Below are 25,992 nucleotides of genomic sequence, written 5' to 3' on the forward strand. Positions count from 1 at the left end.
TGGATAGAACATCCAAAGCCGCCGCCTTTACGTTTATGCGCTGAGCATTTAGAGCTCAGTAATTTCTTCTGCCACCGGGCCGTTGTACTCGGTGGGCAGTTCAGTGGGCACACCGGTTACGATGCTGACAATAGTGTTCAGGACCTGCTGCACGGACTTCTCGCCCACCCACAGGTGCTTGCAACCCTCGAAGGGAAGAACCTGGGTGCGCGGTACCGCCGCGAAACGCTCACGCGCCGCCGGAGGCTGCAGGTAGTCGTCGTGCTCGGGCACCAGCGCGTACAGCGGGTTCGAGATCTTGTTCCACTCGTCCAGCTCAGCCGGGTGCACGCGGTGCAGCGGCGGGGAGAGCAGAATAGCGCCGGTGAACTCGTTCGCGTATTCGGGCGCGTACTTGAGCACCAGCTCGGTGCCGAAGGACCAGCCGACCAGCCAGGGGTTCGGCAGGGCGCGCTCGCGCACGAACTTCAGGATTGCGTCGAAGTCCTTCTTCTCGGCAAAGCCGCCGTCAAAGACGCCTTCGCTGGTGCCGCGAATCGAGGAGGTACCGCGAGTGTTGAAACGCAGCACCGCAATGTTCGACAGCGCCGGCAGGCGGAAGGATGCCTTCTTGTACACGTGCGAGTCCATGTAGCCGCCGTGGGTGGGCAGCGGGTGGAAGGTCACCAGGGTTGCCTTGACTTCACCTTCGGGCAGGGCGAGTTCACCGACGAGGCGCTTGCCGTCCGCGGTGGTGACGGTGAAGTTCTCGCGGCGTGCAGGAAGCACGGTACGTGCCTTAATGGGGGTGGGTTCAGCGGCGGTGCTGAAGACGTAGCGGGCGGGATCGAATTCCTGCTCGCGGGTGATATCGGCGGTGTTGCTCATTGCGTTCCTTCAAGAAATGGATTCGAGAATGTGGTCTTGGTCGAGAATGTAGTCTTAGGCTGCACCTTATGTGCGGCGTTTCAGCCTATTTGCGGCGGGTGCGCCAGCAATGCTGATGCCAGTGCCTGCGCTCATCAATCGCGCGGCTACGTCCCATCGTGTGGCTTTCTTGCCACACCACCAGATGCGCTGTTCTGGGCGGAATCGGGCGGTAGCATTCGGGGCAGGTGTAGGTTTTTTGGGCGTTGACGGCGGGAATGTATTGCACCAGCCAGTCACCGTATCGGTCACGTTCCAATCGGGGCGCAGGGTCAAGGATCCTGCTGATATCACGCCCTGCGGGTGCTTGACGGTGCCACTTATCGCTGGTGGTGCCGGATGCTCGCCTGCCGGGATGATTCTTACGTGCCATGAGCCCTATTCTACCGCGCCACTACCCATTCCAGTTTTAAAGGTTATACCAGGGTCTCGTCTAAAGGAGCATACTCGGTGAGGATAGCCTCATATGTATTGCCGTGAAGATTGCAAGAATCCATAACGTAAAAACAGCGCGAAAAATTTTTATCAAAAATATAGGCGTGCTCGTAGAAATTAATAGAATCCACGTCTTCTAAATCGTGCTGGATCTCGCTGCTGAGAGCAGTGAAGACAGGCAACTGAAGACCGTCATACACATAATGCCGCAGCACATAAAGCATTTGGTGAGGAAAAAGCTCACCCAGCCGGTGGGGGCGAACCAGCTGAGGCTGGCCGCTTTCGCATCCGAATGGTCGCTTATACGAGAAACTCACTGTATTTTCGTTTGAGTTATTAGGTGTTGAGCAGAGCATATGTCCTCTGAAAAAGACACGGATAAGACGCTGCACTACTTTTTCCGCCTCAGTCGCTTCTAATGGCTGACCATACGCAAAATCTTTCATAGCCTGCACTTTCTGATTGTTTCAAGTATTCGGTTTTTCTCACCGGGCTATCAGCGGCAAAGAAACAACGCTGCCCCCGCATACACTATAAAATACACTTGTGTATCACCCACATCATGATACGCGTACCTAGGAGAATGCCGCATGAAAGCTATTCTTGATCACTGGGTTGGAAACCGTAGCGAGGATACAGAGCACACCATCGTATCAACGGGGGAACTGCTGGCCTTACTGAAACGTCTGGGCACCAACCACCACACCCTGCTCAGCCTGTATCATCCCAGTAAAGACCCCGATAACAACCACCTCATGATTGGCGGAGGTCCCCAATGGTATGTACTCACCGGATGTGAAGAGGGCACCATTCTAAACGTCAGAAACCCACAGATGAGTGACACAGCAACAGTTAAGATACTGGTGGGTGGGCAACTGAGCCTCTTCACGGAACACGAATTAGTGACTCAAGAGCAGGCTTTTGAGTGTGCGGTACAGTATTTCAAGACTGGGTGTATCTCCCACGTGGGCCTACCCTACACATGGGAGAGATTATAAATAACCAACCCGCAGATGGCGTGTGCACAATGACCCACTACTGGTAAAGTGGACGGATGCGTATTGTCATTGCTGAATGCTCCGTAGATTATGAGGGCCGCCTCCGCGCCCACCTGCCCCGCGCTACCCGCCTGCTGATGGTCAAGAATGACGGCTCCGTCCTCATTCACTCCGACGGCGGTTCCTACAAGCCTCTGAACTGGATGAGCCCTCCCTGCTCCCTGCTGGTGGCTGAGCGTGAGGACGTTCCGCAGAGCATCCGTGAGGACCTGGAGTCCGATGTTCAGCAGCTGTGGACCGTTCAGGCGGCTAAGAGTGATGACCGCCTCATGATTCGCATCTACAAGATTGAGCACGAGCACGCCACCGACCTGGGTGTTGATCCCGGCCTCATCAAGGACGGTGTGGAGGCTGACCTGCAGCGTCTGCTGGCCGAGCAGATCCACACTCTCGGTGAGGGCTATTCGCTGGTACGCCGCGAGTACCCGACCGCTATTGGCCCGGTAGACATCATGGCGAAGGATGCGCACGGCGTCTCCGTGGCGGTTGAGCTCAAGCGTGTGGGCGATATTGACGGTGTGGAGCAGCTGACCCGTTACCTGGAGCTGCTCAACCGTGACCCGTTGCTAGCACCGGTGCGCGGCGTGTTTGCGGCGCAGACGATTAAGCCGCAGGCGCGTACCCTGGCTGAGGACCGCGGCATCCGCTGTGTGAGCCTGGACTACGACGCGATGCGCGGCGTGGACGATTCGGCGGACCGCCTGTTCTAAACAGCTCTAGCTAGGCGGCTACACATAGCTTGAGGGGCGCCTCCCGGTACGTGGGAGGCGCCCCTTTTCTGTGCGCATCATCTTTCTATGCACGCTGTCGTTCTATGCACGCTGTCGTTCTATGCACGCTGTCGTTCTGCGCGCGCTCTTTCTGGGAACACTCTCTTTCTGCGCGCGCACTCTTCTGCGCACACGACCTACCCCCGGATACACCAATCGCCGGTGCCCTTCCCCTTTCGGGGAGGAACACCGGCGAGGTGTACACAGTGGTCAATTCCCCCTGCGGGGAACCGGCTTTAGATCTCTGCGTGCTTTGCAGCGATGGTCACGTGATCGTTCGAGACGGTCAAGAAACCTGCGTTGAGGATGGTCTTAATGGGCTCACCCTCAACAGGTTCAATGAGCAGCTCGCCGTCCTGTGCCAGCAACGTGCAGGTGGGGATCATGCCCGGCAGGATGCCGAGGTCACCGCTGACGGAGCGTGCACGAACGTAGTTCGCTTCGCCAGTCCACACGACGCGTTCGCGGGAAACAACTTCAACTTTCAGAGCCATGATTACTTAGCTCCAGTCTGTGCCTTGATTTCCTCGTAGCGGCGCATAACGTCGTCCATACCACCAATGTTGTAGAACGCCTGCTCGGGGATGTGGTCGACATCGCCGTTGCAGATCATCTGGAAGGACTCGATGGTGTCCTTCAGCGGAACGGTCGAACCCTCGACACCGGTGAACTGCTTTGCAGTGTAGGTGTTCTGGGAGAGGAACTGCTCGATACGACGTGCACGTGCCACGACGATCTTCTGCTCCTCGGAGAGCTCGTCCACACCCAGAATCGCGATGATGTCCTGCAGTTCCTTGTTTTCCTGCAGAATAGCCTTCACGCGAATTGCGGTGTCGTAGTGCTCCTGACCGATGTACTGTGCGTCCAGAATTCGGGAGGTGGAGGACAGCGGGTCAATTGCCGGGTACAGACCGCGCGATGCGATTTCACGAGAGAGCTCGGTGGTCGCATCCAGGTGCGCGAAGGTGGTTGCCGGCGCCGGGTCGGTGTAGTCATCCGCAGGCACGTAAATTGCCTGCATGGAGGTGATGGAGTGACCGCGGGTGGAGGTAATACGCTCCTGCAGCAGACCCATTTCGTCCGCCAGGTTCGGCTGGTAACCCACTGCGGAGGGCATGCGGCCCAGCAGGGTGGAAACCTCAGAACCTGCCTGAGTGAAACGGAAGATGTTGTCGATGAACAGCAGCACGTCCTGGTTCTGAACATCGCGGAAGTACTCCGCCATGGTCAGACCGGTCAGTGCCACGCGCAGACGGGTTCCCGGGGGCTCATCCATCTGGCCGAACACAAGAGCGGTGTCCTTCAGAACGCCTGCTTCTTCCATTTCGACCCACAGGTCGTTACCCTCACGGGTACGCTCGCCCACACCGGTGAACACGGAGGTACCACCGAAGTTACGAGCCACACGGGTAATCATTTCCTGGATCAGCACGGTCTTACCCACGCCTGCACCACCGAACAGACCGATCTTACCGCCCTTGATGTAGGGGGTCAGAAGGTCGATGGACTTAATACCGGTCTCCAGCATTTCGGTGGAGCCTTCCAGCTCTGCGAAGCCGGGAGCGGCACGGTGGATCGGCCAGTAGGTGTCAGCCTTGATCTCGGAGTTCGGCACGTCGAGTGCGTCACCGAGAACGTTGAAGATGTGGCCCTTCACGCCGTCACCAACGGGGACGGAGATCGGTGCGCCGGTGTCGACTACAGCCTGACCGCGGACCAGGCCGTCAGTCTGCTGCAGGGAGATAGCGCGAACAATCGAGTCGCCCAGGTGCTGTGCGGTCTCGAAGGTGATGGTGCGGGTGCGACCGTCGAGGGTCAGCTCGGTGGTCAGAGCGTTGTAAATCTCGGGGACCTGACCGGCGGGGAACTCGACGTCGACCACGGGGCCGATGACGCGGGCAATACGACCCGTTGCGCCCTGAGTCGGTGCGGAGACCGATTCGTTGTAGGTGGCAGTCATATTTCTCACTTACTTAGAAAGTTTGGACAGTTGATGGCTTCGTTGGCGTACCAATACTAGGAGCCGAGGGCGTCTGCGCCGCCCACGATTTCGGAGAGCTCCTGAGTAATTTCCGCCTGACGTGCGTTGTTCATCAAACGGGTGTACTTGGTAATCAGCGTCTCAGCGTTGTCACCTGCGGTCTTCATTGCGCGCTGGCGGGATGCCAGCTCACTTGCTGCTGCCTGCAGGAGGCAGGAGAAGATACGGGATGCAACGTAGCGCGGCAGCAGCTCGTTGAGCACTTCCTCAGCGGAGGGCTCGAACTCGAAGGATGCCGCCTGCTCGTACTCAGCCTTGGTCAGTTCCTGGTCGGGAACGATTTCCTCGCCCATAGCCTTTGCGTCAGCCACGTGGATGGGCAGCAGGCGCAGGATCTTGGGTTCCTGAACAACCATCGACTTGAACTCGGTGTACACGATGTGCAGTTCGTCCACGCCGCCCTCTTCGAAGGGCAGGTCGTAGGCTTCGAGCAGCGCGTCACGAATTTCGACGGCGGTTTCAACGCGAGGTGCATCGGTGTGGCCTTCCCACGCACGGGCGTAGGGGCGCTCACGGAACTCGAAGTAAGCTTTTGCCTTACGGCCAACCAGGTACAGCTGTACCTCCTGGCCGTTAGAGCGCAGCCTCTCAATCAGAGATTCGGTACGACGCAGGATAGCGGAGGAGTACGAACCTGCCAGGCCGCGGTCGCTGGTGACAACCAGGATTGCGGAGCGGCGGTGTTCGTAGGTTCCGAACTCGTGCGGCTTGTGAATCAGCGGGTGCTTAATACCGTGCTGAGTCGCAACCGCAGTCACCACGCGGGTCAGAGCGTTCGCGTAGGGGCCGGCTGCCTGAGCAGCGTTACGAGCCTTGTTAATGCGGGAGGTCGCGATCATCTCCATCGCCTTGAAGATCTTCTTCATAGACGACGTCGAAGCAATCTTCTGTCGGTAAACCCTAATCTGGGCTCCCATAGAGCTTCCTTTCTCCTTGCTTTCTGCCCCGCCCCAGCCTCATAGCTGAGGCGGGGAGAAGGCGAGGACTAATCGCTAACCGATGGTTTCCTGAGTGATGTCGCTATCGCGAGCTGCCTTGTGCTCCTCGTGACCTGCGTCGACGAGGTGGCTGCTGCCCTCAGACTTGAAACCCTGCTTGAAGTCAGCAACTGCGGTCTTCAGCGCGGCAACGGTGTCATCCTCAAGCTTGCCGGAGGAAGCGATATCGGTCAGTACCGAGGTCTTGTGACGCAGGTACTCGATGAAGCCTTCCTCGAAGCGCAGCACGTCGGAAACCTCAATGTCGTCGAGGTGACCGGAGGTACCAGCCCAAATGGAGACAACCTGCTCTTCAACTGCGTACGGGGTGTACTGGGGCTGACGCAGCAGCTCGGTCAGGCGAGAACCGCGGGTCAGCTGTGCCTTGGTTGCGTCGTCCAGGTCGGATGCGAACATTGCGAACGCTTCCATAGCACGGTACTGTGCCAGCTCCAGCTTCAGGGTACCGGAGACCTTCTTCATAGCCTTGGTCTGTGCGGCACCACCAACACGGGAGACGGAGATACCGACGTCGACTGCCGGACGCTGGTTAGCGTTGAACAGGTCGGACTGCAGGAAGATCTGGCCGTCAGTAATGGAGATGACGTTGGTCGGAATGAAGGCGGAAACGTCGTTTGCCTTGGTCTCAATGATCGGGAAGCCGGTCATCGAACCTGCGCCCAGGTCGTCGGAGAGCTTAGCGCAACGCTCCAGTAGGCGGGAGTGCAGGTAGAAGACGTCACCGGGGTATGCTTCACGTCCCGGCGGGCGGCGCAGCAGCAGGGACACAGCGCGGTATGCTTCTGCCTGCTTCGACAGGTCGTCGAAGATGATGAGGACGTGCTTGCCGCCGTACATCCAGTGCTGGCCGATAGCCGAACCGGTGTAGGGTGCCAGGTACTTGAAGCCTGCTGCGTCGGATGCGGGAGATGCCACAATGGTGGTGTACTCCAGCGCGCCGCGAGTCTCAAGGGTGTGGCGGACAGCTGCGATGGTGGATGCCTTCTGGCCAACAGCCACGTAGATGCATCGAACCTGCTTGTCGGGGTCACCGGAAGCCCAGTTGTCCTTCTGGTTCAGAATGGTGTCGATCGCAATAGCGGTCTTACCGGTCTGGCGGTCACCAATGATCAGCTGACGCTGACCGCGACCAATCGGAATCATCGAGTCGATTGCCTTCAGACCGGTCTGCAGCGGCTCGTGAACCGACTTACGCTGGGTCACGCCGGGAGCCTGCAGCTCCAGTGCGCGGCGACCTTCAGCCTCAATGGGGCCCAGGTCATCAATCGGGTTACCGAGGGGGTCAACAACGCGACCGAGGTACGCGTCGCCAACGGGCACCGAGAGGACCTCACCGGTGCGGTGTACGACCTGGCCCTCTTCAATACCGGTGAAGTCACCCAGGACGATCACACCAATATTGCGGGTATCCAGGTTCTGTGCGAGGCCGAGGGTGCCGTCTTCGAAACGAAGCAGCTCATTCGCCATAACCGAGGGAAGGCCCTCGACACGAGCGATACCGTCGGAGGCCGATACAACTCGACCCACCTCAACACGTTCTGCATTGCCGGGTTCGTAAGACGCTGCAAACTCGTTCAGCGCATTACGGACATCTTCGGCATTGATGGTCAGTTCGGCCATCTTGTGTCCCTGCTCTCTCATTGTGGTTGCGTTCCGTCAACGGAACCAACCGAAACTTGCAATTCGGGTTGAACGGGCGGGCAATGCCGCCACTTCTGCGAAGGAGGCATCAGCCACGCACCCGCTACCCGAGGTATCTTCTAAATCACCGTTGCGACGAACGGTTCAGCGTCGCTAGCTTGAGCCGCTAGCCGATGGAACGAGTCAGGTCGGACATGCGGGTCTCGACGGTACCGTCGATCACCTCGTCGCCCACCTGAACACGCAGACCGCCCAGAACGGCGGGGTCCACCGAAACGTCGAGCTTCAGCTCACGGCCGTACACGGCGTTGAGCGCGCGACCGAGACGTTCAAGCTGTGCCTGCGACAGCGCAATCGCGCTAGTTACTCGCGCAATGTAACGGTTCTGTCGCGTGACGATGATTTCTGCGAACTCATCGGCTACCCGTGCAGCGTGACGGCCGCGGGGGTTGGAGCCAACTCGTTCGAGCAGAAGCACACCTTCGGCGGTGGTGGCGGGGCCACCGAGCGCCACGGCGAGCTTCTTCTTTGCTTCTTTGCTTGCCTGATGGTCGGACAGCGCTTCCTGCGCCTGAGCGTTGGAATCAACGGTACGCACAAAGGTGAGTAGTTCGTTGAGCACCTCGTCCAGGGCATCCACGCCACCGCGAGACTGAGCCGATGCGGTCACGGCGAGCACTGCTGCACGCTCCAGGGCGTTCGCCAGATCTGCATCATCAGACCAGCGCTGAGCCACCGCATTGGTGAGCACAGCCATAGCCTGCGAAGAGATCTTACCGTCGAAGACGGTGTTAGCGATACCCTGACGTGCTGCTGCATCACGCGAAGAATCGGTGACAGCACGGCGCAGGGTGCCGTTGTGGTCGAGAACATCAACCACAGCGAAAAGCTCGCTCGCCAGGTTCAGGGGCTGCAGGGAAGCGTGAGCTTCCAGCACCTCTTCCACCTTGCTCAGTGATTCAGTAGATACTCCTGCCATTACCGAGCCGCACCTGCGTTCTGCTTCTCGGTTTCAAGGTCAGCAAGAAAACGATCTACCACACGGGCCGATCGCTCATCATCGTTGAGGGCTTCGCCCACAATCTTGCCGGCAAGGGTCGTAGCAAGAGTGCCAACCTCGGAACGGAGGGACACTGCTGCTGCCGCACGCTCTGCCTCGATAGCCTTTGCTGCATTATCGCTAATGCGCTGAGCCTCAGCGGTTGCACGCTCGCGAGCATCGGCAATGATTGCCTCGCCCTCTGCGCGTGCCTCTTCACGAATCTTCTGAGCCTCCAGTCGAGCGCTTTCGAGCTGCTGGGTGTACTCATCGCGAGCCGCTGCAGCCTCTGCCTGTGCCTTCTCGGCCTTGGCAAGGCCACCTTCGATTGCTTCCTTACGGTCCTGGTAGATCTTCTCGAACGCCGGGACAACGTACTTAGCAACGATGTAGTAGAGGATCAGGAATCCGATGAGGGTAATGACAATTTCCCCGACGTCGGGAATCAGGGGGTTCGAAGTTGCCTCCGCTCCCCCGTCGCTTGCCAGATAAATCATGGAGGGAATCCTGTTCTATGGGATGGGTCGTTTAGGATGTGGCAGAGCCGGTTACTTGATGAAGACGAGAACCAGGCCCAGAATTGCCAGTGCCTCGACCAGTGCGAAGCCCAGGAACAGCATGGGCTGCAGGGTCTTCTGGGACTCGGGCTGACGAGCAACGCTGGTCATGTATGCCGCGAAGATCAGACCCACGCCGATGCCGCCGCCAATAGCTGCCAGACCGTAGCCAACCGCAGTGATGGAACCAACCATTATTTTTCCTTTCAACAGTGTTCGACCGGGAACATACCCGGACCGAACAGAGTTTGATTTGAGTTAATAGCCCGCACAGTGAACGTGTGGGTTGCTTTATTCACGCCCAATGACGAACGCGAAAACCTAAAAAACTAGAGAGTTTAGTGTCCCTCGGAAACCGAGCCCTGCAGGTACACAGCCAGCAGCAGAGCGAACACATAAGCCTGGATGCACTGAATCATGAATTCCAGGAAGTACAGGAACATGCCCAGAGCACCGGGAGCAATAGCAGCCAGGTAGCCGATGCCGCCCAGAGTCTCAACCATGTAGGTCACCATGCTGGATGCAACCATCAGCGCCAGGTGACCACCGAACATGGTCGCGAAGAGACGCAGTGCGTGAGTTGCGGGACGAATCAGCAGGTTCGAGAAGAACTCGATCGGAATCAGGATGGGGTAAATCCACACCGGCAGACCCGAAGGCATGGTGATGTCCTTGAAGAAGCCGCCCAGGCCCTTGCGCTTGATACCAACACCAACCCAGGTCAGGTATGCAACGCCAGCCAGTGCGTAGGCGCTACCGGGGTGGGAGAAGGAAGGCAGCTGAACGAACGGAATCGAACCGAAGAGGTTGTTCACCAGAACGAAGAAGAAAGAGGCGAACAGAATCGGCACGAAAGGCTTGTAGTGCTGAACGCCCAGGGTTTCCTTACCGAGGGAGTTACGAGCAAACATGTAGCCGGATTCAGCAATGAACTGAGTCTTGCCGGGAACCATGGCACGCTTACGTGCTGCGGTGAGGAAGAAGACCGCAATAATCACCACGGACAGCAGAATCAGTACGTTCTGCTTACCGAAAGCGAAATCACCAATGGTGAAGAAGGGGGGCAGATGCATGTCTTCAGGGGTCGGCGGCACATAGGCTTCCGCGAGGATCAACCCGTTCTCGATCAAAGCAAGTCCTTTCTTGCTACTAGTGGCTATCAAGAGCCCATGTCTGCCTATAAACGACTGACATGCTAACTACATGGATGAATGTGTGACCTAGCGGTCCGCGTTCAATGACCTAACGGTCTTTATTCTGCCTGGTCATGTGGGTAAAGACGAGGGTCAAACCTCCAACAGCGCCAATCAAGACGCCAACCCACACCAGCCAGGTGGTGGAGAAGACCAGGTCACCGAGGTAACCGATGCCTCCCCACACCGCTACACCGATAATCAGGTAGAGAATCGACATGACTGCGCCGGAGAGACCTCCGTCAGATACCAATTCTCCGGTGGTGCGGAGCTTTTTATCTCCGTCCCACCACTTCTTCTCTTCGGCCAAACGTTTTTCCTTTCAAACACCAATCGTGTTACCGACCATGGTCTTCCGAGTCGGTGTCGAAGTACAAAATTCTCAGTCGTGCGATGCTGACTGTTTCAATAACAATCCACAGAATCACGCCGGTACATGCGCCTGCGAGAGTCCAACCGTGCCTCAGATTCTCGGGGAATGGCACAAACATCAATACCAGACCGAGCAGAGCGATCTTCACGAGGTAGCTCACCACCAGCGATTTGGGTACACCCCAGTCGAAAATGGGAGCAACCAACATAACTAATACGCCCAGAGTGAAGCATATATAGATTATCAGAAAGCCCAATGTTATTCCTAGCGCGCCCACGGGGCCCGCAAACAGGTACGCACTCATCATACCGCCCAACCAAGCCAGCAGAGAGTAAGCCGATACTCTGTAGAACAAAAATTTCCAGGAAAGCTCTTGACTCTCGAAAGAAGAGGCCTTCAAACCTGCTTGAGCACGCTCTCGGCGGCGTTTCTGCTGCTTCTTGCGCTCTGCCGGCGGATACCACAGAACGTCCACCACGCGCCTCCAGAGAGGCTCTGCAGGAGCCTCAGCCGAAGGTTTAGAGTGTTCAGAAACCATTAGTGTTTCTCCCCACGATTCTGATTAGGCTGCATCGAAGAAGAGGAAGCAGAAGAAAGCTGACCCGCACGATCCTTCACCGAATCCGGCATAATCGGCTCCGGATGCAGCGAGGTCGGCTCAACATTCTCAGGAGTCGCAGGAATGCCAGTTGCCGAGGTCAAAGAGCCGGTAGCAGGCTCCGCAGTTGCCGACTTCGCCTTCGACGCCGAACCCTTCAAATCCGCTGCAAAACGCTTCGACAGGTCAATCGTAGAAGTAGGAGCCTCACCGCCAAAGAGCTGCGGCATACGCAGATACACCACCAGCACGGCAAGAGCCACAAGCACCACACCCACGGTCGCCACCACAGATCCCGCAGCATACAGATCAGATGCAAACGCCAACAGCACCCACACCAGAATGGTCGTACCGGTCACCACGGCGGTCGAACCAAGGTGACTGAAACCAACATCCGTCAGACGCTGATACGTGTGAGTACGGTGCGGCTTGTACCACTGCTCCCCCGCCATAAAACGACGGAACAGAGTCGTACCCGCGTCCGCCAGATAAGTCATCAGCGGAGCAAAAGCCAACAGGAACGGAACATCCGCAAACCAGGCACCCACAGCCAACGTGCCCAGCGCCGCGCCCAAAACATAAGAACCCGCATCGCCCAAAAACACGTTCTTACCCGGGCGCACATTCCACGGCAAGAAGGCCGCAAAAGCACCGGCAACCGCCACACCAGCCAACGCCAGCCACGGCAGGTTCACCATCCAACCGGTCAGCGCATACGCCAAACCAGCCACCAGACCGTGAGCACCAGAAATACCGTTAATACCGTCCATAAAGTTCGCCACGTTAATGTAGCCGGCAATAAAAATCGCGCCAAGAATCAGTAGCAGAATATTCGTGCCCTGCACCGTCGCAAAGCTCACGCTCACCAGCACACCAATCACCAGCTGCAGGCCCGCACGACGCACAATGCTCACGCCGCGGATATCCTCAAGCCAGCCCAGGGCAAGAGCACACAGAATCGCTGCGGTAATCGTCACCGCCAGCTGCAACGACTCAGCAGAACGGTACGTCCAGCCGAACAGAGTAGCCGCAACAAACGCTACAAAGGTCGCAGCCGCAGTCGCCAAACCCATACCGCGGTACGTCGGAGCAGTATGCGAAGAACGCTCATTAGGAACATCCACCATGTTGTAGCGGTGCAAAATCGGGCGCACCGCAAACGGCAAAAGGGCACCCAAAACAAAAGCAAGAGCAAAAATGCTCAACAGCTCAGAAAAGGAGGTCATACCAGCTCCAAGGCATTGGCGCCGCTCCCCTGGACGCAAGCTCCAGAATCGCAGCTAAGGGACGATGTGTGCGTAGTGTGTGTTTACTTCGTATTCTATAGAACTATTCACCGACGCAGGGCTAACCTTCACAGATTCCAGTACCGCACACAGAATCTAGTGCCGTGCAAAGAGAAAAACACCGGATACCGCACCCGCCACGCAAGTGCAGCATCCGGTGTTATTCCATAAAGATTAGAACGTCTGTGCATCCGCCAAAGTACGCGGATCAGGGGCACGCTCCAGGCCATGACGCTCATAGCCACTGTGCTCCCGATAGTTCTGAATCCACCGCTCATAATCGAGCTCATCAGGGTCAAGTGCCGGGGCACTCGACCGGGAAATATACCGGTTCTCCTCGCTCGGCACCAGCTTCTCGGTACCGCCGAAGAGAGTCTCATCCAGCTTCTCACCCTTGCGAAGACCAATCTCCTTGATCTCCACGTCATACCGCTCATACGCCTGGCGCATCGCCTTCGCAACGTCCAGGATCTTGACCGGCTGACCCATATCCAGCACCATGACCTCACCCGGGCGACCAATCGCACCGGCAAGCATCACCAGCAGGCAGGCATCGGTAATCAGCATGAAGTAACGGGTCGCACGCTTATCCGTCAGGGTAATCGGACCACCCGAAAGGATCTGCTTCGTAAAGAGTGGCTTAATCGAACCGCGCGAACCAAAGACGTTACCGAAACGAACCGATACGTAGGTGTTGCCGGTCTTCTCGCCAAAGTACGCGGTCAGACGCTCCGCCACACGCTTGGACTGGCCCAGCGCAGTCTTCGGATCTGCAGCCTTATCGGTCGAAACGTTCACGAACGTCTTCACGCCCACCGCCTCCGCGGCACGCAGCACGTTCAGAGTGCCCAAGGAGTTCGTCTTCCACGCCTCCTGCGGGTACGCCTCCAGCGCCGACACATGCTTCAAAGCTGCGGCGTGGAACACCACCTCGGGGCGACGGTCACGGAAAATCTCCAGCAGGTTATCGCCCTCACGAATATCAGCCAGAATAATGCGGTCATCATCCAGGCTCGACTCGTGAGTAATCGAAACCTTCGTCTCCATCAACAGAGTCTCATCATGATCAAGCATCATGAGGGTCTCCGGCTCAAACTCGCTAATCTGACGGCACAGCTCAGAACCAATCGAACCACCCGCACCCGTAACCAGCACGCGCTTACCGTGCAGGTACGAACGCAGAATATCGCGGTCAATATCGTAGTTAATCTCGCCACGAATCACGCGCATCAGGTCGTTATCGCTCGCGGTAATCAGACGCTCACCCATCAGTCGAGCGTTCGCACTACTAATACGCTGAACCTCAACCTTAAGCTTACGCATGCGGTTGCAGAAGGACTCGAAGTAATCCTCCGACATATCCGAAATCGTCACCAGAATCTTACGGGTACCCGACTCACGAATCACCTGCTCCAGCTCGCGGTAAGTCGTAATCACCGAAATGCCGTGGAACTTCGTACCAGCCTTCAGCTGGTCATCATCGAAGACCGCAACCGGGCGAAGCTTCGCCTCCTCATCGTGCAGCATCGAATCCATGACCATGCCGCCGATAAAACCGGCACCGTACACAATCACCGGCTCACCGGTCAGCTCACGCACAGCACCGCGCTCAGTGTACACACGCTTCGCCATGCGAGCGCCCGCCATCATAATGAGGCTAAATGCCGCCGCAATCGCAGGCACGCTATGCGGAATATGCGGCAGCCCCAGTAGCTCATCCACAAAGGAGAAAGCAGTCAACGCCGCACCCGCGCTCAAAGCAGCCGCGCCGGCACGCCACGACTCGTCAAACGAACCGTACGAATACACGCCGTTATAAATCTTCACACCCGCCAGACCAATGACCAGGTGCAACACCACAGCCAACGTAGCGGTCATCGTCAACGACGCCGGGTGAATAATATCGAACACCGAACCGTTACTGAGCAGCACACTATAGCGGAGCATGTACGCGAACAAAACCGACAGAACCCAGGCACTCGAATCAATCAGCGCCTGCGCAATCAACCACCACGGCTTACGCTCATACAGGCGGTTCACCAGCATCGTGCCAGAGTCACCCTCCGTCACCATCGTGCCGCGCTGGGCCGCCTTCCGCATCACCACATGAGCGTGAGGTTTCAACTGAGCCACTACATGCCTCCTTCAGATGCGGTACCAGAAGAACGAGAAGAAGCACGAGCCGTCAAAGACGACAACGCACGAAACGCCGAACGGCGCGCCTGCTCAGGAACAAAACGGTACACACTCCGCACCGCCATATTCTGAGCCCACTGAAGCTTAGAAATACCGTGACCGGTGTACAGTCGACGCTGAATCGCCACATCCTGCAACCAGGCGTCCACTCCCCCGCGCTTCGTGTACGCGCCCGCACCCACGCGGTAACGCACCAGAGCCTCCGGGATATTACCCAGACGGTAACCGGCATCGCGCAGACGCATCCACAGCCACCAATCCTCAGCGCCGGGCACGAACTCGTAACCGCCCAGCTGCTGCACGGCACTCTTCACGAACGCCACGGACGGGTGATAAATCGGGTTGCGCGAATCCATCGCGCTGAGCAAACGAGCAGAATCAACAATCGCCTCGCGAGTCGACTCCACCGCAGTATTGCTCTCATTCACCTCAAGCATGGCAGAGCCCAGCACCGTGTAGCCGCCCTGCACCAGGGCAGGAATCAGACGCGCAAAACGAGTCGGCTCAGACAGATCATCAGAATCAGCACGAGCAACCAGCTCATACGAACACGCCTGCAGCCCGGCGTTCAGCGCCTCCGCCAAACCAACATTCTGAGCCAGCTCCACCACCTGAATCGGCGGGCAATCCAGATTCTCGGCGCGCTGAACCCAGCGGTCCACCACGGCATCCAGCTCGGGGGTCAGCGGACCATCCTTCACCAAAACCAGCTCGGAAGGACGCACCGTCTGGTTCAGAAGATTCGACTCCAACGCCTGATCCAGATAGGCGGGGTTCTCCTTCGCGTACACGCTCATCAGCACCGAGAAATCGGGTACAGAGCTCACGCAACCGCGCGCCTTCTCAGAGTCAGCGGGGCTTTCAGCGGATACCGGCACGCCGTAGCAGCCCGGGAAAGTCAGCGGGTAAATACCCTCAAGCACCTGAGCATTCGGGCGAGGCGCGCGCAAACCATCACGCACACCATTCAGGAAATACCCCAGGTAGGTACGGCGGTCATCAGTACGCAGAACAGTAGAAATCCACAGGCGCGCCGACGAGCCACCATACAGCAACTTCTCCAGCGGGTTCAGGGTACGCGAACGGGTAAAGACCCACAGCTTATTACGCACATCGTTATAGAAACGCGGCCCCGGGTCAGCGTTCGTCGTGCCAAAAGTCTTCGTGTGGTGCTTAGCCACCGAAGAAGGCACCGCAATACCGTCACGGTGATGAATCAGACGAGTCGAAAACTCGAAGTCATCATTCCAAATGAAGAACTCAGCAATGGGCAGGCCGCCGTTGCGGCGAATAGCCTGCGCATCCATCAGAATCGACACGAACGAGGCGCTACGAATCGGACGGGCACCCACCGCCTGCGCACGAGCATGACGCTGCTCCCCCGCCGCAAACATCGTGCGCGGAGTGTTCATCGGGTGGTCCTCGCCATTCGTCCACACCACACGAGAGGCAACCACCGCGGGGCGCTGCGAAGGCACCGGCGAATAGTTCAGCCAGGCGGCAACCGCCTCCGACAGAGTGTTCTCGGTCGGCTCGGTGTCATCATCCATAACCCACACCAGGTCCGGGTTATGGCGCTCCAGGGCGCGGTCAATACCCACCGCAAAACCGCCAGCGCCGCCCATATTACTCTCCAGGCGGATACAATCCACCGGCAGCTCATAGTCCAGGGCGCGCAGATACTCGGCTGTACCGTCCGTGGAGGCGTTATCAACGATCACCACCGCCGCAGGCACACGCTCACCAGAAGCGATACCAGCGAGGGTCTTCGGCAGCAGGTCTTCACGGTTATAAGTCACCACCACGGCAACCGTGCGGGGATACTCGTTCAAAGAATCGTGAGAAGAAGACTGTTCGGAAGAAGGCTGGGCAAAAGCGGTCACGTCGCTGTACTTTTCTGCCATAAGTTCTCCCTCCGCGGCGCGATGCGCCTGAATCAGCCGGTACGCGATATACCCATACCGAACTGGGCGCTTGTGGTGTTTCTCGCGCCCGCGGCATTCAACCGTGTGGATATATCACTCAAAGAAAATATTCTACCTGCGGTCTCCACTAGAGAGTGAACCATCACCCCAAAAGACGCACTTTATGACAAATAAACAACCGAATTCAGTTGATTTATCCGTATAGCGGACGTACCGGCACACCCAGTTTTGGGTATCCATCAAGCTACCAGCTTCACAGCCTGTGTTTACGCTGTGCACCCCGTGCGAAAAAACGACCAGAGACCGAATAAAACCCCACAAATTCCCCATAAACTGTTCAAATATGGGAAAGTTGAAATGACCCCATTTTTCCCCGCAACGTACGCGGGCTCGTGAGAGGTAAAAGAGATGTCCGAATCCAAGTGGAAAGTCATTGGCGCCAGCGGCTTCGTTGGTTCCTCCATCGTCGCGCGCCTGAACGCAGAAGGTATCAGCGTCGACCCCATTGAGGCACCTCGACTCGCAACCCGAGCCCTCGACGTAGACAGCATCATCGACGAAGCAGACCAGCTTGAAGGCATCATCGACTCCCTCGCAGAAGCCTTCGCCGGCGCGCAGGTCGTCGTCAACGCAGCAGGCCTCGCAGCGCCCAACATGCAGGACCTGCCCCCGCTCGTCGGCGCAAACGCACTGCTACCCGCAGTCATCGCAATTGCCGCACAGCGCACCGGCGTGCGCCGCGTCATCCACCTCTCCTCCGCAGCGGTACAGGGCCCGCGCCTCGTGCTGGATGCTTCCGAAGAGACTAACCCGTTCAGCGCATACTCCTTCTCCAAGGCACTCGGTGAAGAAGCGCTACTCGATCTGCAGGACTACTTCCTCGAAGAGCACCCCGACAGCGCACCCGAACTGTGCATCCTGCGCGCAACCAGCGTGCAGGGCCGCGGACGCCGCACCACGGAACTCTTCGCCAAGATGGCGTCCTCCCCCTTCGCGTCCGTTGCAGGCGCAGGCACCGGCAAGTCGCCCGTCTCCAGTGTGCACGCCCTCGCGGAATTCGTGGTCATGCTCGGCACCTTCCCCGGCGAACTGCCCACCATTGTCCTGCAGCCCTGGGAGGGGGCAACCGTCGCCTCCGCAACTCTGGATGCGGGCCGCCGCAAGCCGCTGCACCTGCCCGAATGGCTCTGCCGCGCAGCCGTCAAGGCAGGCTACACCGTCTCCGAGCTGATGAACGACAAGTTCGCAGGCTCCGTGCGTAAGGTCGAGGTCATGTGGTTTGGCCAGGGCATTGATGACTCCTGGGCGCGCGACAACAACCTTCTGCCCACCCCGCGCGTACGCGAGGTACTGCGCAACGCCCACACCGCGCTGGGCAAGAAGAAGGACCGCCGCTTCGACAAGAAGTAGATTGCGCACGTGCCTGTAGAGACGCACAATCTAGGGGCACGCAATCTGTAAGACTCATAGCAAAAGGGAACCCCCGATATATCTGAGCGATATATCGGGGGTTCCCTTCTAAGTTTTTATGCTCCGAGATTTTATGTTCCAAGCTCTATAACCCGCAGAGGTTTAGAGCTGATCCTCCGGGGCGTCCTTCTGCTCGGTCTTTGCCTCAGCCTCGGTCGTAGCAGCTTCAGTCTTAGCGTCTTCTGCCTTAGCTTCTGCCGCCTTTGCCTCGCTCTGAGCGGGGGCGGTCTTAGCGGCAGTCTCAATCTTCGACTCACCAAAGACCAGCGCACGGGCAGTATCAGCAGACACCGGGTGGGTCTGAGGCTCATCCGCACGAACCGGCTTCGGAGTGTTATCACGGTAGCCGCGCGAACGCTCCTGATCCACGCCGGTGCTGAAAGCAGAAGACAGAGCCGAAGTAGCGCCCAGCAGGGACGCCGCAACAGAACCAGCAGCCGGTGCAGAAGCGCGACGAGCAGGCTCACCGCTCACGGTATGGGTGCTGTCCCACTGCTCATACGCCTCATCCAGATCAGCCTGATCATCCAGGGCACGCTCAGAAGGAGCCGACTCAGACGACGCGGAAGAAGCGGACTCAGCTTCCTCAACCTTACGAGCCGCCTGCTCGTCAGCCTCCGCACGAGTCAGAATCGACGGAACAACCTCACGCAGCTCCTCCACCGAAATTGCGCCCTCACGAACCACCACGTAGGGGAAGGAGGTGCAATCCAGAATCGTGGACGGTGCCGGCTCACGCTCGGTCACCACAACCACGCCATCCTCATTCGGCTCGGACTCAAGCGGCTTAGGACGAGCGCCACCGTCAATGATCACGGCAACGTCCTCGCCCAGGGACTCCATGGCGGTCTGCGCATCCAGTGCGGCTTCCTGACCGGTCTTATTCGCGCTCGAAACCGCCAGCGGACCGTGCTCAGTCAGCAGCTTCAGGGCGAACTCATCATCGGGAACACGCACGGCAACGGTACCGCGGGTCTCACCCAAATCCCAGCTCAGCGACGGGTACGCGTGAAGAATAATAGTCAGCGCGCCGGGCCAGAAGCGACCACCCAGGTCGTAAATATCGTCCGGAACGTCGTCGACCACGCCAGCGAGCGCAGCAAGATCAAAGATCAGTACGGGCGGCGGCATGGTGCGGTCGCGGCCCTTATCTGCCAGCAGCTTGGCAACGCCCTGATGCGAGAAAGCATCGGCGGCAATACCGTAGACGGTATCGGTGGGCATCACAATCGTGTCGTGCGCCTTCAGCGCCTCGCGGGCAGCCTCGATGGCCTCGCGGGTCTCAGTTTCAGTCGTTACGGGGTACAGCTTTGCAGTCACGGGTCTTATTCTCTCATGTTTTTCTGGATGCGGCGAGACACCGGCACCCACAACGCGCCATGTGGAAGCGCTCTTCCGGGGGTTCGCCGTATTTCACCGGCTCTGGGCTGGTTACTGGGGCGGACGCGTTGCCTTCACGCAGCCCGGCACGGGCTAGGTGGTGCATTTACTAGTCTAAAGGCTCTAGTAGGCGCGGTTTATAACCGACGCTATGACGCGGACGATTATTCAGGTCACGCACCGGGTAGCAGCGCTCGAAGCCGACGCGTGCTAGCAGCTTGGCGACGGCTTCTTCCTGGGTGTCGTCGTGCTCCATGATGAACAGACCGCCGGGGGCAAGAAGCTCGAAGGCGCGGGCGGCAATTGCGGAGGGCATCTGCATGCCGTCCTCTCCCCCGCCGTACAGCGCCATGTCCGGGTCGTGCAGGGCGGCTTCCGGGTCGGCGGGTACGTTCGCCGGCGGAATGTACGGAGGGTTCGAGAGTACCGCGTCGAAGGTTCCGGTAAGCTCGGGCAGGGCGGTGAGGGCGTCCCCCTGTACCAGGTGCACGCCGAGCGGCTCCAGGTTTTTACGGGTGTAGGGGATGGCATCTTCGGAGAGTTCCACCGCGAACACCTGGGCGTTCGGCAGTTCGCTCTTGATTGCCGCGGCGATAGCCCCGGAGCCGGTGCACAGGTCGACGATGCGCGGTGCGACTTTCCCAGTGCGAGTACCCAGTACCCTGAGGGCTTCTTCGACGAGTAGCTCGGTCTCGGGGCGGGGTACGAACACGCCCGGCCCGACTGCCAGTTCTAGGCGGTAGAAGGGAGCGGAGCCGGTGATGTGTTGCAGCGGTTCGCGGCTGGCGCGGCGGGCGACCAGTGCCTCGTACTCTGCGACCTGGTCGGGAGTGAGCCGTTCCCCCATCAACGCGGCGTGCTGGAGGCGCGAGCGTGAGCCGTCGTAGAGCAGGTGCGCGGCGAGTAGCTCGGCATCGACGCGGGGGCTGGGCACCTGCGCCAGTGCCGCGGTGGCGCGCGTGAGTACCTGCGCGAGTTCTTCCCCGCGCGGGTCGTGCACATTCACCTTCATGAGCTCTCCTCTTCGTCTCTCAACGGCTCAAAACCTGTCACAGCATATGGCTGAGGGGCTCCACCGCCGTAGCGGCGAGCCCCTCACCAACATCTCACGTCGATTCAGCGAATCGGCAAGAGTCTATATACAGAAACTACTTCTGTTCCTGGCCCACCTGAGCGAGGCGGTGCGCCTCGTCCATCTCAATAGCGGACTGAACCACAGGCTCCAGGTCACCATTCAGCACAGCATCCAGGTTGTACGCCTTGTAGCCGGTACGGTGATCCGCAATGCGGTTCTCCGGGAAGTTGTACGTACGGATACGCTCCGAACGGTCCATGGTACGCACCTGCGAAGCACGGTGTGCCGCGTTCTCAGCGTCAATCTGCTCCTGCTGGTGAGCCAACAGGCGCGCACGCAGAACGCGCATCGCAGCTTCACGGTTCTGCAGCTGAGACTTCTCATTCTGCATCGCCACCACAATACCGGTCGGAAGGTGAGTAATACGCACCGCCGAGTCAGTGGTGTTCACCGACTGGCCACCGGGGCCCGAAGAACGGTACACGTCAATCTTCAGGTCGTTCTGGTTAATCTCGATTTCCTCGGGCTCATCCACCTCGGGGAACACCAGAACACCAGCGGCAGAAGTGTGGATACGGCCCTGAGACTCAGTCGCCGGAACACGCTGCACACGGTGCACGCCACCCTCATACTTCAGGTGCGCCCACACGCCCTCAGCAGGCTCATTCGAGGAGCCCTTAATAGCAATCTGGGCGTCCTTGTAGCCGCCAACGTCAGTGCTGGTCGAAGAAATAATCTCAGTCTTCCAGCCCTTGTTCTCGGCGTAACGCATGTACATGCGCAGCAGGTCACCAGCGAACAGAGCCGCCTCGTCACCACCGGCACCAGCCTTCACCTCAAGAATGACGTTACGGCCATCATCCGGGTCACGCGGAATCAGCAGGCGGCGCAGCTTCTCCTGAGCAACCTCCAGCTCCTCCTCCAGACCGGGAATCTCTGCCGCGAAATCCGGATCCTCATCAGCCATCTCGCGAGCAGCCTCAAGGTCATCCTTCAGCGAAGTGTACTTGTTGTACGCAGTCACAATACCGGTCAGCTCCGCGTAACGGCGGCCCACACGGCGTGCCTTACCCTGGTTCGCCTGCACAGCGGGGTCGGCCAGCTGATTCTGCAGGTCAGCGTGCTCATCCAGCAGAACCTGAATAGATTCAAACATTCTGTTCTCTCTTCCATCTCCCGCACTTTACGCCGCACGGGCAGGCACTAGACATCTCACACCCCTCACAACGGGGATGCACAAAACGAACGGCTCACGCGCCCCACCCACATTCAGGAGGTGGGGCGCGTGAGACACGAGCCTTAGTCGACCAGACGCAGACCGTTCTTCTGAACCGTCAGAAGGAACTCCACGTTGCTTTCAGTCTTACGCAGCTGGTTAGTCAGAACACCCAGAGCCTGCTCAGGCTCCATACCCGCCAGGGCACGGCGCAGACCCCACATAATCTTGATCTCATCCGGGGAGAGCAGGTTCTCCTCACGGCGAGTACCAGAAGCGTTAATATCAACCGCCGGGAAGATACGCTTATCCGCCAGCTGACGGGACAGGCGCAGCTCCATGTTACCGGTGCCCTTGAACTCTTCGAAGATCACTTCATCCATCTTCGAGCCGGTCTCAACCAGGGCGGTAGCCAGGATGGTCAGCGAGCCGCCCTCTTCAATGTTGCGGGCTGCACCGAAGAACTTCTTCGGCGGGTACAGTGCGGCAGAATCCACACCACCGGACAGGATACGACCGGATGCGGGAGCCGCCAGGTTGTATGCGCGGCCCAGGCGGGTCATGGAGTCCAGCAGCACGACCACATCGTAGCCGAGCTCCACCATACGCTTCGCACGCTCAATAGCCAGCTCAGCCACAGTGGTGTGATCCTCAGCGGGGCGGTCGAAGGTCGAGGCAATAACCTCACCCTTGACGGTGCGCTGCATGTCGGTCACTTCTTCAGGACGCTCATCCACCAGGACCATCATCAGGTATACGTCCGGGTTGTTCACGGTAATCGCGTTCGCAATGGACTGCAGCATGAGGGTCTTACCCGCCTTCGGCGGGGACACAATCAGACCACGCTGACCCTTACCAATCGGGGACACCAGGTCCACCACGCGGGTGCCCAGCTTCTTCGGGGTGGTCTCCAGGCGCAGACGCTCCTTGGGGTACAGCGGGGTCAGCTTCGAGAAGACGCGGCGGTTCGCTGCTTCCTCAACGCTCTGACCGTTAATCGCCTCAACCTGAACCAGCGCGTTGAAACGCTGGCGGTTGTTCGACTCACCCTCGCGCGGCACACGGATCGCGCCGAGCACGTGGTCGCCCTTACGCAGGTTGTACTTCTTCACCTGAGCCAGGGAGACGTACACGTCGTTGGTGCCGGGCAGGTAGCCGGTGGTACGCACGAAAGCGTAGTTATCGAGAATGTCCAGAACACCCGAAATCGGTGCCAGCACATCGTCTTCGCTCAGGCGAGGCTCGTTCTCCTCGCGGCGGCGAGCCTGCTTCTCAGCACGCTCAGCCTGGCGGTCACGCTTGGAACGGCGCTCAGTACGCTCGGCACGCTCTGCGCGTTCTGCACGCTCAGCAGCCTTACGCTCGGCACGTTCACTACGCTCAGTGCTGCGCTCTGCACGCTCAGCCTGACGCTCACGCTTAGTGCGGCGCTCAGTACGCTCACCATCCTGATCGCGGCGACGCTCACGAGTACGGGTACGCTTCGAGCTCTTCTCACCGTCGGGGGTGCCAAAAGTCATGTCCAGGGCAGCGTTCAGGCTGTCCAGGCTCGCGGTGCCGTCAGCGGTAGTAGCCTTCAGCTCAGCAGAGTTACCGGGCAGTTCAATCTGCTCCGAACGCTCGCCAATACGCTCAGCAGCCAGCTCAGCGCGCACATCCAGCGGAGGAAGCTCAACGGGCTTCTCATCCTTACGGGTGCGGGTGCGGCGGGTACGCTTCTCCGGTTTCTCGGTCTGCTCAGTCTTCTCGGACTTCTCAGCCGATGCGTCCTCACCCTCAGCGGCACGGCGAGCGCGCGCACGCTTCTGAGCGGGAGTCTCGTAACGGGAAGAGCGGGTACGCTTCTCAGACTTTTCAGCCTTCTCAGCGCCCTCAGCCGGGGCTTCAGCAACCTCAGCTTCGGTCTTCTCAGCCTTCGCAGCAGTCTTCTCTGCCTTTGCCTCAGTGTCCTTCTGGGCGTGAGTGCGGCGAGTACGGCGAGGCTTAGACTCTTCAGTCTTCTCAGCGCCCTCAGCGGAGGCTTCAGCAGCCTCAGCGGGCGCTTCAGACTTAGATGCTTCAGACTTAGGCTTTTCAGACTTGGGCGCAGCAGGAGCGGCTACGGCGCCACCACGCTGATGCTCCTCAAGAGCCTGAACCAGCTCAGCCTTCTTCAACTTCAGATAGCCGCGGATACCAAGCTGCTGGGCGAGGACACGCAGCTGCGCGACCTTCAAGTTTGCAAGTTCCGGTGCGGCAGCTGCCGTACCGTACTCATCGGTGACAACAATATTCTTTGCCAACTACAATTCCTTTGGTTATAAGCCCTGAAAAATCTTCAGAATAAAGATCGGGCGGGCGCTATAGCGCGGTCAAAGGTTTAGACACTGCCGAAAGAAAACAGCAGTCTGCACCTTCGACTCCCTCGAACCGCACTGGAGGCGATTCGCGTCTCTTACCGTACACGCTGATTCAGACACAGCGAGCACACACGGAAGATAAGGCGCTCTATCACAAATGTGGGCAAGCCCAAACCATCATCTATACAAACCATCTACGCAAGATGAAGAGGATGGATTGGTCACTTTGAAAGGGCACCCGCCGCGAAACCGAACCTCTAAGAAAAGTCTTCCCCTATGCGTCAGAAATAAAGAAAGACATGAATCCTAAAGGCACTCCTCCGAACCTTGCCGGTTCCCGCCCAGATACAAAAGCATCTGAGGTATTAGGGGAAACGGAAATACGTTACGAAGGATAGTATCGACGGTCTACATTGAACGACGGGCGAACCTCAACGTAGGACGAACTAATAACGTCCTACTGAGTAACTATAACACCTTCAGTATCAATTTCAAGGGGAAGAACCCGCCAGTTCAGGCGGCGATCCACAATAGCGCTGCACGGATGGGTCGCCTCAAACTCGGCAATCGCTTCCTGAACCTGTCGCACCTGCTCATCGCCGTGCGCAAAGGTCAAAACGGTCGGGCCAGCACCAGAAATCACCGCCGCAAAACCCTGACCGCGCAGGTACGCCACCAGCGCAGCCGACGGCTCCATCGCGGTCACGCGGTAACCCTGATGCAGGTAATCCACGGTCGCATCCATCAGGTACTCGGGAGCATCAGAGAGAGTGCGCACCAGCAGCGCCGCACGAGCGGAGTTCGCCACCGCCTCACCGTGGGGCATCTGCGCAGGAATCAGCGAACGAGCAAGCTTCGTCGACACCTCATAATCGGGCACAGCCACCACGGGGTGAACGTCAGGATGCACCGGAATAATCAGGGACTTCCAGTTACCCATCTCGCCCCAGGACACCGACAGGTTGCCGTAAATCGCCGGAGCCACGTTATCCGGGTGGCCCTCCATATCGGAGGCGACCTGCAGCATCTGCTCACGGCTCAGACGGTGCTCTTCCGGCAGCAGACCGCTCGCCGCAGCCACACCCGCCACAATAGCCGACGCCGAAGAACCCATACCGCGAGAATGCGGAATCTTATTATCAGCAATCAGCTTCACCGGCGGCAGCTCATCCAAACCAGCCGCCGCAAAACCAGCCTTCATCGCCTGCAACACCAGGTGGCTCTCATCGCGAGGAACATCCGCGCTACCCTCACCGCTGAGCTCAAACTCCAGACCGGACTCAATACGCTCAACAACCAGCTCATCATAGAAGCCAAGACCCAAACCCATGCTGTCATAGCCGGGACCCAGGTTAGCGCTCGTAGCGGGAACGCGAACCTTAACGGACGCGCCCACCGGAATATCAGAAATATGCAGGGAAGACATGAGAAGAACCTCGCGATCGGTGACGTAATGAGTGAATAGGTGAAAGATACAAAAAGGGGCTGTCATGCAG

At 58.6% G+C, this 25,992-nt stretch carries 24 protein-coding genes; 3 read left to right on the forward strand and 21 right to left on the reverse strand.

What is annotated here, in order from left to right; genetic code table 11:
• Positions 1 to 48: 48 nt before the first annotated feature.
• The 3 genes from QZ822_RS04810 to QZ822_RS04820 all read right to left on the reverse strand — a co-directional run bounded on the left by QZ822_RS04810 (position 49) and on the right by QZ822_RS04820 (position 1,787).
• On the reverse strand, positions 49 to 867 hold the full coding sequence (locus QZ822_RS04810; protein WP_294643021.1) for an alpha/beta hydrolase: 819 nt from the start codon (positions 865 to 867) through the stop codon (positions 49 to 51).
• Between the two features lie 85 nt (positions 868 to 952).
• Positions 953 to 1,279: an ATP/GTP-binding protein gene (locus QZ822_RS04815; protein ID WP_080562540.1), complete on the reverse strand. Its 327-nt coding sequence runs from the start codon at positions 1,277 to 1,279 to the stop codon at positions 953 to 955.
• A 43-nt stretch (positions 1,280 to 1,322) separates the two neighbouring features.
• On the reverse strand, positions 1,323 to 1,787 hold the full coding sequence (locus QZ822_RS04820) for a hypothetical protein (protein ID WP_294643023.1): 465 nt from the start codon (positions 1,785 to 1,787) through the stop codon (positions 1,323 to 1,325).
• Positions 1,788 to 1,931: 144 nt separating this feature from the next.
• On the opposite strand from QZ822_RS04820, the gene QZ822_RS04825 reads away from it, so the two are divergent.
• Both QZ822_RS04825 and nucS read left to right on the forward strand, forming a co-directional pair.
• The gene (locus tag QZ822_RS04825; RefSeq protein WP_294643025.1) at positions 1,932 to 2,339 is read left to right on the forward strand and encodes a hypothetical protein; all 408 of its coding nucleotides are present in this window, start codon (positions 1,932 to 1,934) and stop codon (positions 2,337 to 2,339) included.
• A gap of 56 nt (positions 2,340 to 2,395) precedes the next feature.
• A complete protein-coding gene (gene nucS / locus QZ822_RS04830) occupies positions 2,396 to 3,109 on the forward strand; it encodes an endonuclease NucS (protein ID WP_005506450.1) in 714 nt (237 codons plus the stop codon).
• A 296-nt stretch (positions 3,110 to 3,405) separates the two neighbouring features.
• Here nucS and QZ822_RS04835 read toward each other — a convergent pair whose 3' ends face one another.
• From QZ822_RS04835 to QZ822_RS04895, 13 genes are all read right to left on the reverse strand, one after another.
• A complete protein-coding gene (locus QZ822_RS04835) occupies positions 3,406 to 3,663 on the reverse strand; it encodes a F0F1 ATP synthase subunit epsilon (RefSeq protein ID WP_294643026.1) in 258 nt (85 codons plus the stop codon).
• A gap of 2 nt (positions 3,664 to 3,665) precedes the next feature.
• Entirely contained in the window at positions 3,666 to 5,129 is a 1,464-nt protein-coding gene (gene atpD / locus QZ822_RS04840) for a F0F1 ATP synthase subunit beta (protein WP_005507810.1), read from the reverse strand.
• Between the two features lie 56 nt (positions 5,130 to 5,185).
• The gene (locus tag QZ822_RS04845; protein WP_294643028.1) at positions 5,186 to 6,127 is read right to left on the reverse strand and encodes a F0F1 ATP synthase subunit gamma; all 942 of its coding nucleotides are present in this window, start codon (positions 6,125 to 6,127) and stop codon (positions 5,186 to 5,188) included.
• 75 nt (positions 6,128 to 6,202) lie between these two features.
• Entirely contained in the window at positions 6,203 to 7,828 is a 1,626-nt protein-coding gene (gene atpA, locus QZ822_RS04850) for a F0F1 ATP synthase subunit alpha (protein WP_294643030.1), read from the reverse strand.
• Positions 7,829 to 8,015: 187 nt separating this feature from the next.
• Positions 8,016 to 8,828 carry a F0F1 ATP synthase subunit delta gene (locus tag QZ822_RS04855; protein ID WP_049337350.1) on the reverse strand — a complete coding sequence of 271 codons (813 nt, stop codon included), beginning with the start codon at positions 8,826 to 8,828 and terminating at the stop codon, positions 8,016 to 8,018.
• A complete protein-coding gene (locus tag QZ822_RS04860; RefSeq protein ID WP_005506460.1) occupies positions 8,828 to 9,385 on the reverse strand; it encodes a F0F1 ATP synthase subunit B in 558 nt (185 codons plus the stop codon). Before QZ822_RS04860 ends, QZ822_RS04855 begins: the two co-directional genes overlap by 1 nt.
• Before the next feature lie 51 nt (positions 9,386 to 9,436).
• On the reverse strand, positions 9,437 to 9,640 hold the full coding sequence (gene atpE / locus QZ822_RS04865; protein ID WP_005506461.1) for an ATP synthase F0 subunit C: 204 nt from the start codon (positions 9,638 to 9,640) through the stop codon (positions 9,437 to 9,439).
• A gap of 143 nt (positions 9,641 to 9,783) precedes the next feature.
• The gene (gene atpB, locus QZ822_RS04870) at positions 9,784 to 10,575 is read right to left on the reverse strand and encodes a F0F1 ATP synthase subunit A (RefSeq protein WP_005507804.1); all 792 of its coding nucleotides are present in this window, start codon (positions 10,573 to 10,575) and stop codon (positions 9,784 to 9,786) included.
• 112 nt (positions 10,576 to 10,687) lie between these two features.
• Complete coding sequence (locus QZ822_RS04875) at positions 10,688 to 10,948, reverse strand: hypothetical protein (protein WP_005506464.1); 261 nt, start codon at positions 10,946 to 10,948, stop codon at positions 10,688 to 10,690.
• 28 nt (positions 10,949 to 10,976) lie between these two features.
• A complete protein-coding gene (locus tag QZ822_RS04880; RefSeq protein ID WP_070675076.1) occupies positions 10,977 to 11,549 on the reverse strand; it encodes a hypothetical protein in 573 nt (190 codons plus the stop codon).
• Complete coding sequence (locus QZ822_RS04885; RefSeq protein WP_294643032.1) at positions 11,549 to 12,835, reverse strand: glycosyltransferase family 4 protein; 1,287 nt, start codon at positions 12,833 to 12,835, stop codon at positions 11,549 to 11,551. Before QZ822_RS04885 ends, QZ822_RS04880 begins: the two co-directional genes overlap by 1 nt.
• A 234-nt stretch (positions 12,836 to 13,069) precedes the next feature.
• Positions 13,070 to 15,028, reverse strand: coding sequence for a polysaccharide biosynthesis protein (locus QZ822_RS04890; protein ID WP_294456053.1), 1,959 nt, complete (start codon positions 15,026 to 15,028; stop codon positions 13,070 to 13,072).
• The gene (locus tag QZ822_RS04895) at positions 15,028 to 16,995 is read right to left on the reverse strand and encodes a glycosyltransferase (RefSeq protein WP_294643033.1); all 1,968 of its coding nucleotides are present in this window, start codon (positions 16,993 to 16,995) and stop codon (positions 15,028 to 15,030) included. The genes QZ822_RS04890 and QZ822_RS04895 overlap by 1 nt, the downstream gene beginning before the upstream one ends.
• A 429-nt stretch (positions 16,996 to 17,424) precedes the next feature.
• Between QZ822_RS04895 and QZ822_RS04900 the strand changes: the two genes are divergently transcribed.
• Positions 17,425 to 18,426, forward strand: coding sequence for an NAD(P)-dependent oxidoreductase (locus QZ822_RS04900; protein WP_070634426.1), 1,002 nt, complete (start codon positions 17,425 to 17,427; stop codon positions 18,424 to 18,426).
• 162 nt (positions 18,427 to 18,588) lie between these two features.
• Here QZ822_RS04900 and QZ822_RS04905 read toward each other — a convergent pair whose 3' ends face one another.
• From QZ822_RS04905 to thrB, 5 genes are all read right to left on the reverse strand, one after another.
• Positions 18,589 to 19,806, reverse strand: coding sequence for an L-threonylcarbamoyladenylate synthase (locus QZ822_RS04905; protein ID WP_294643036.1), 1,218 nt, complete (start codon positions 19,804 to 19,806; stop codon positions 18,589 to 18,591).
• 169 nt (positions 19,807 to 19,975) lie between these two features.
• Entirely contained in the window at positions 19,976 to 20,878 is a 903-nt protein-coding gene (gene prmC, locus QZ822_RS04910; protein ID WP_294643037.1) for a peptide chain release factor N(5)-glutamine methyltransferase, read from the reverse strand.
• Positions 20,879 to 21,014: 136 nt separating this feature from the next.
• On the reverse strand, positions 21,015 to 22,097 hold the full coding sequence (prfA, locus tag QZ822_RS04915) for a peptide chain release factor 1 (RefSeq protein ID WP_049337341.1): 1,083 nt from the start codon (positions 22,095 to 22,097) through the stop codon (positions 21,015 to 21,017).
• A 143-nt stretch (positions 22,098 to 22,240) separates the two neighbouring features.
• Positions 22,241 to 24,439 (reverse strand): transcription termination factor Rho, encoded by a 2,199-nt coding sequence (rho, locus tag QZ822_RS04920; RefSeq protein WP_294643039.1) that lies wholly within the window; start codon positions 24,437 to 24,439, stop codon positions 22,241 to 22,243.
• A gap of 514 nt (positions 24,440 to 24,953) precedes the next feature.
• Entirely contained in the window at positions 24,954 to 25,922 is a 969-nt protein-coding gene (thrB, locus tag QZ822_RS04925; RefSeq protein WP_294643041.1) for a homoserine kinase, read from the reverse strand.
• Positions 25,923 to 25,992: the final 70 nt, after the last annotated feature.

The sequence above is a fragment of the uncultured Rothia sp. genome (assembly GCF_916715725.1).
GTDB lineage: Bacteria > Actinomycetota > Actinomycetes > Actinomycetales > Micrococcaceae > Rothia.

What these genes read in the sequence shown, in the direction of transcription:
- QZ822_RS04810 (WP_294643021.1), bottom strand. Translation starts at nt 867, where the DNA reads ATGAGCAACACCGCCGATATCACCCGCGAGCAGGAATTCGATCCCGCC.
- QZ822_RS04815 (WP_080562540.1), bottom strand. Translation starts at nt 1,279, where the DNA reads ATGGCACGTAAGAATCATCCCGGCAGGCGAGCATCCGGCACCACCAGC.
- QZ822_RS04820 (WP_294643023.1), bottom strand. Translation starts at nt 1,787, where the DNA reads ATGAAAGATTTTGCGTATGGTCAGCCATTAGAAGCGACTGAGGCGGAA.
- QZ822_RS04825 (WP_294643025.1), top strand. Translation starts at nt 1,932, where the DNA reads ATGAAAGCTATTCTTGATCACTGGGTTGGAAACCGTAGCGAGGATACA.
- nucS (WP_005506450.1), top strand. Translation starts at nt 2,396, where the DNA reads ATGCGTATTGTCATTGCTGAATGCTCCGTAGATTATGAGGGCCGCCTC.
- QZ822_RS04835 (WP_294643026.1), bottom strand. Translation starts at nt 3,663, where the DNA reads ATGGCTCTGAAAGTTGAAGTTGTTTCCCGCGAACGCGTCGTGTGGACT.
- atpD (WP_005507810.1), bottom strand. Translation starts at nt 5,129, where the DNA reads ATGACTGCCACCTACAACGAATCGGTCTCCGCACCGACTCAGGGCGCA.
- QZ822_RS04845 (WP_294643028.1), bottom strand. Translation starts at nt 6,127, where the DNA reads ATGGGAGCCCAGATTAGGGTTTACCGACAGAAGATTGCTTCGACGTCG.
- atpA (WP_294643030.1), bottom strand. Translation starts at nt 7,828, where the DNA reads ATGGCCGAACTGACCATCAATGCCGAAGATGTCCGTAATGCGCTGAAC.
- QZ822_RS04855 (WP_049337350.1), bottom strand. Translation starts at nt 8,828, where the DNA reads ATGGCAGGAGTATCTACTGAATCACTGAGCAAGGTGGAAGAGGTGCTG.
- QZ822_RS04860 (WP_005506460.1), bottom strand. Translation starts at nt 9,385, where the DNA reads ATGATTTATCTGGCAAGCGACGGGGGAGCGGAGGCAACTTCGAACCCC.
- atpE (WP_005506461.1), bottom strand. Translation starts at nt 9,640, where the DNA reads ATGGTTGGTTCCATCACTGCGGTTGGCTACGGTCTGGCAGCTATTGGC.
- QZ822_RS04880 (WP_070675076.1), bottom strand. Translation starts at nt 11,549, where the DNA reads ATGGTTTCTGAACACTCTAAACCTTCGGCTGAGGCTCCTGCAGAGCCT.
- QZ822_RS04885 (WP_294643032.1), bottom strand. Translation starts at nt 12,835, where the DNA reads ATGACCTCCTTTTCTGAGCTGTTGAGCATTTTTGCTCTTGCTTTTGTT.
- QZ822_RS04895 (WP_294643033.1), bottom strand. Translation starts at nt 16,995, where the DNA reads ATGGCAGAAAAGTACAGCGACGTGACCGCTTTTGCCCAGCCTTCTTCC.
- QZ822_RS04900 (WP_070634426.1), top strand. Translation starts at nt 17,425, where the DNA reads ATGTCCGAATCCAAGTGGAAAGTCATTGGCGCCAGCGGCTTCGTTGGT.
- prmC (WP_294643037.1), bottom strand. Translation starts at nt 20,878, where the DNA reads ATGAAGGTGAATGTGCACGACCCGCGCGGGGAAGAACTCGCGCAGGTA.
- prfA (WP_049337341.1), bottom strand. Translation starts at nt 22,097, where the DNA reads ATGTTTGAATCTATTCAGGTTCTGCTGGATGAGCACGCTGACCTGCAG.
- thrB (WP_294643041.1), bottom strand. Translation starts at nt 25,922, where the DNA reads ATGTCTTCCCTGCATATTTCTGATATTCCGGTGGGCGCGTCCGTTAAG.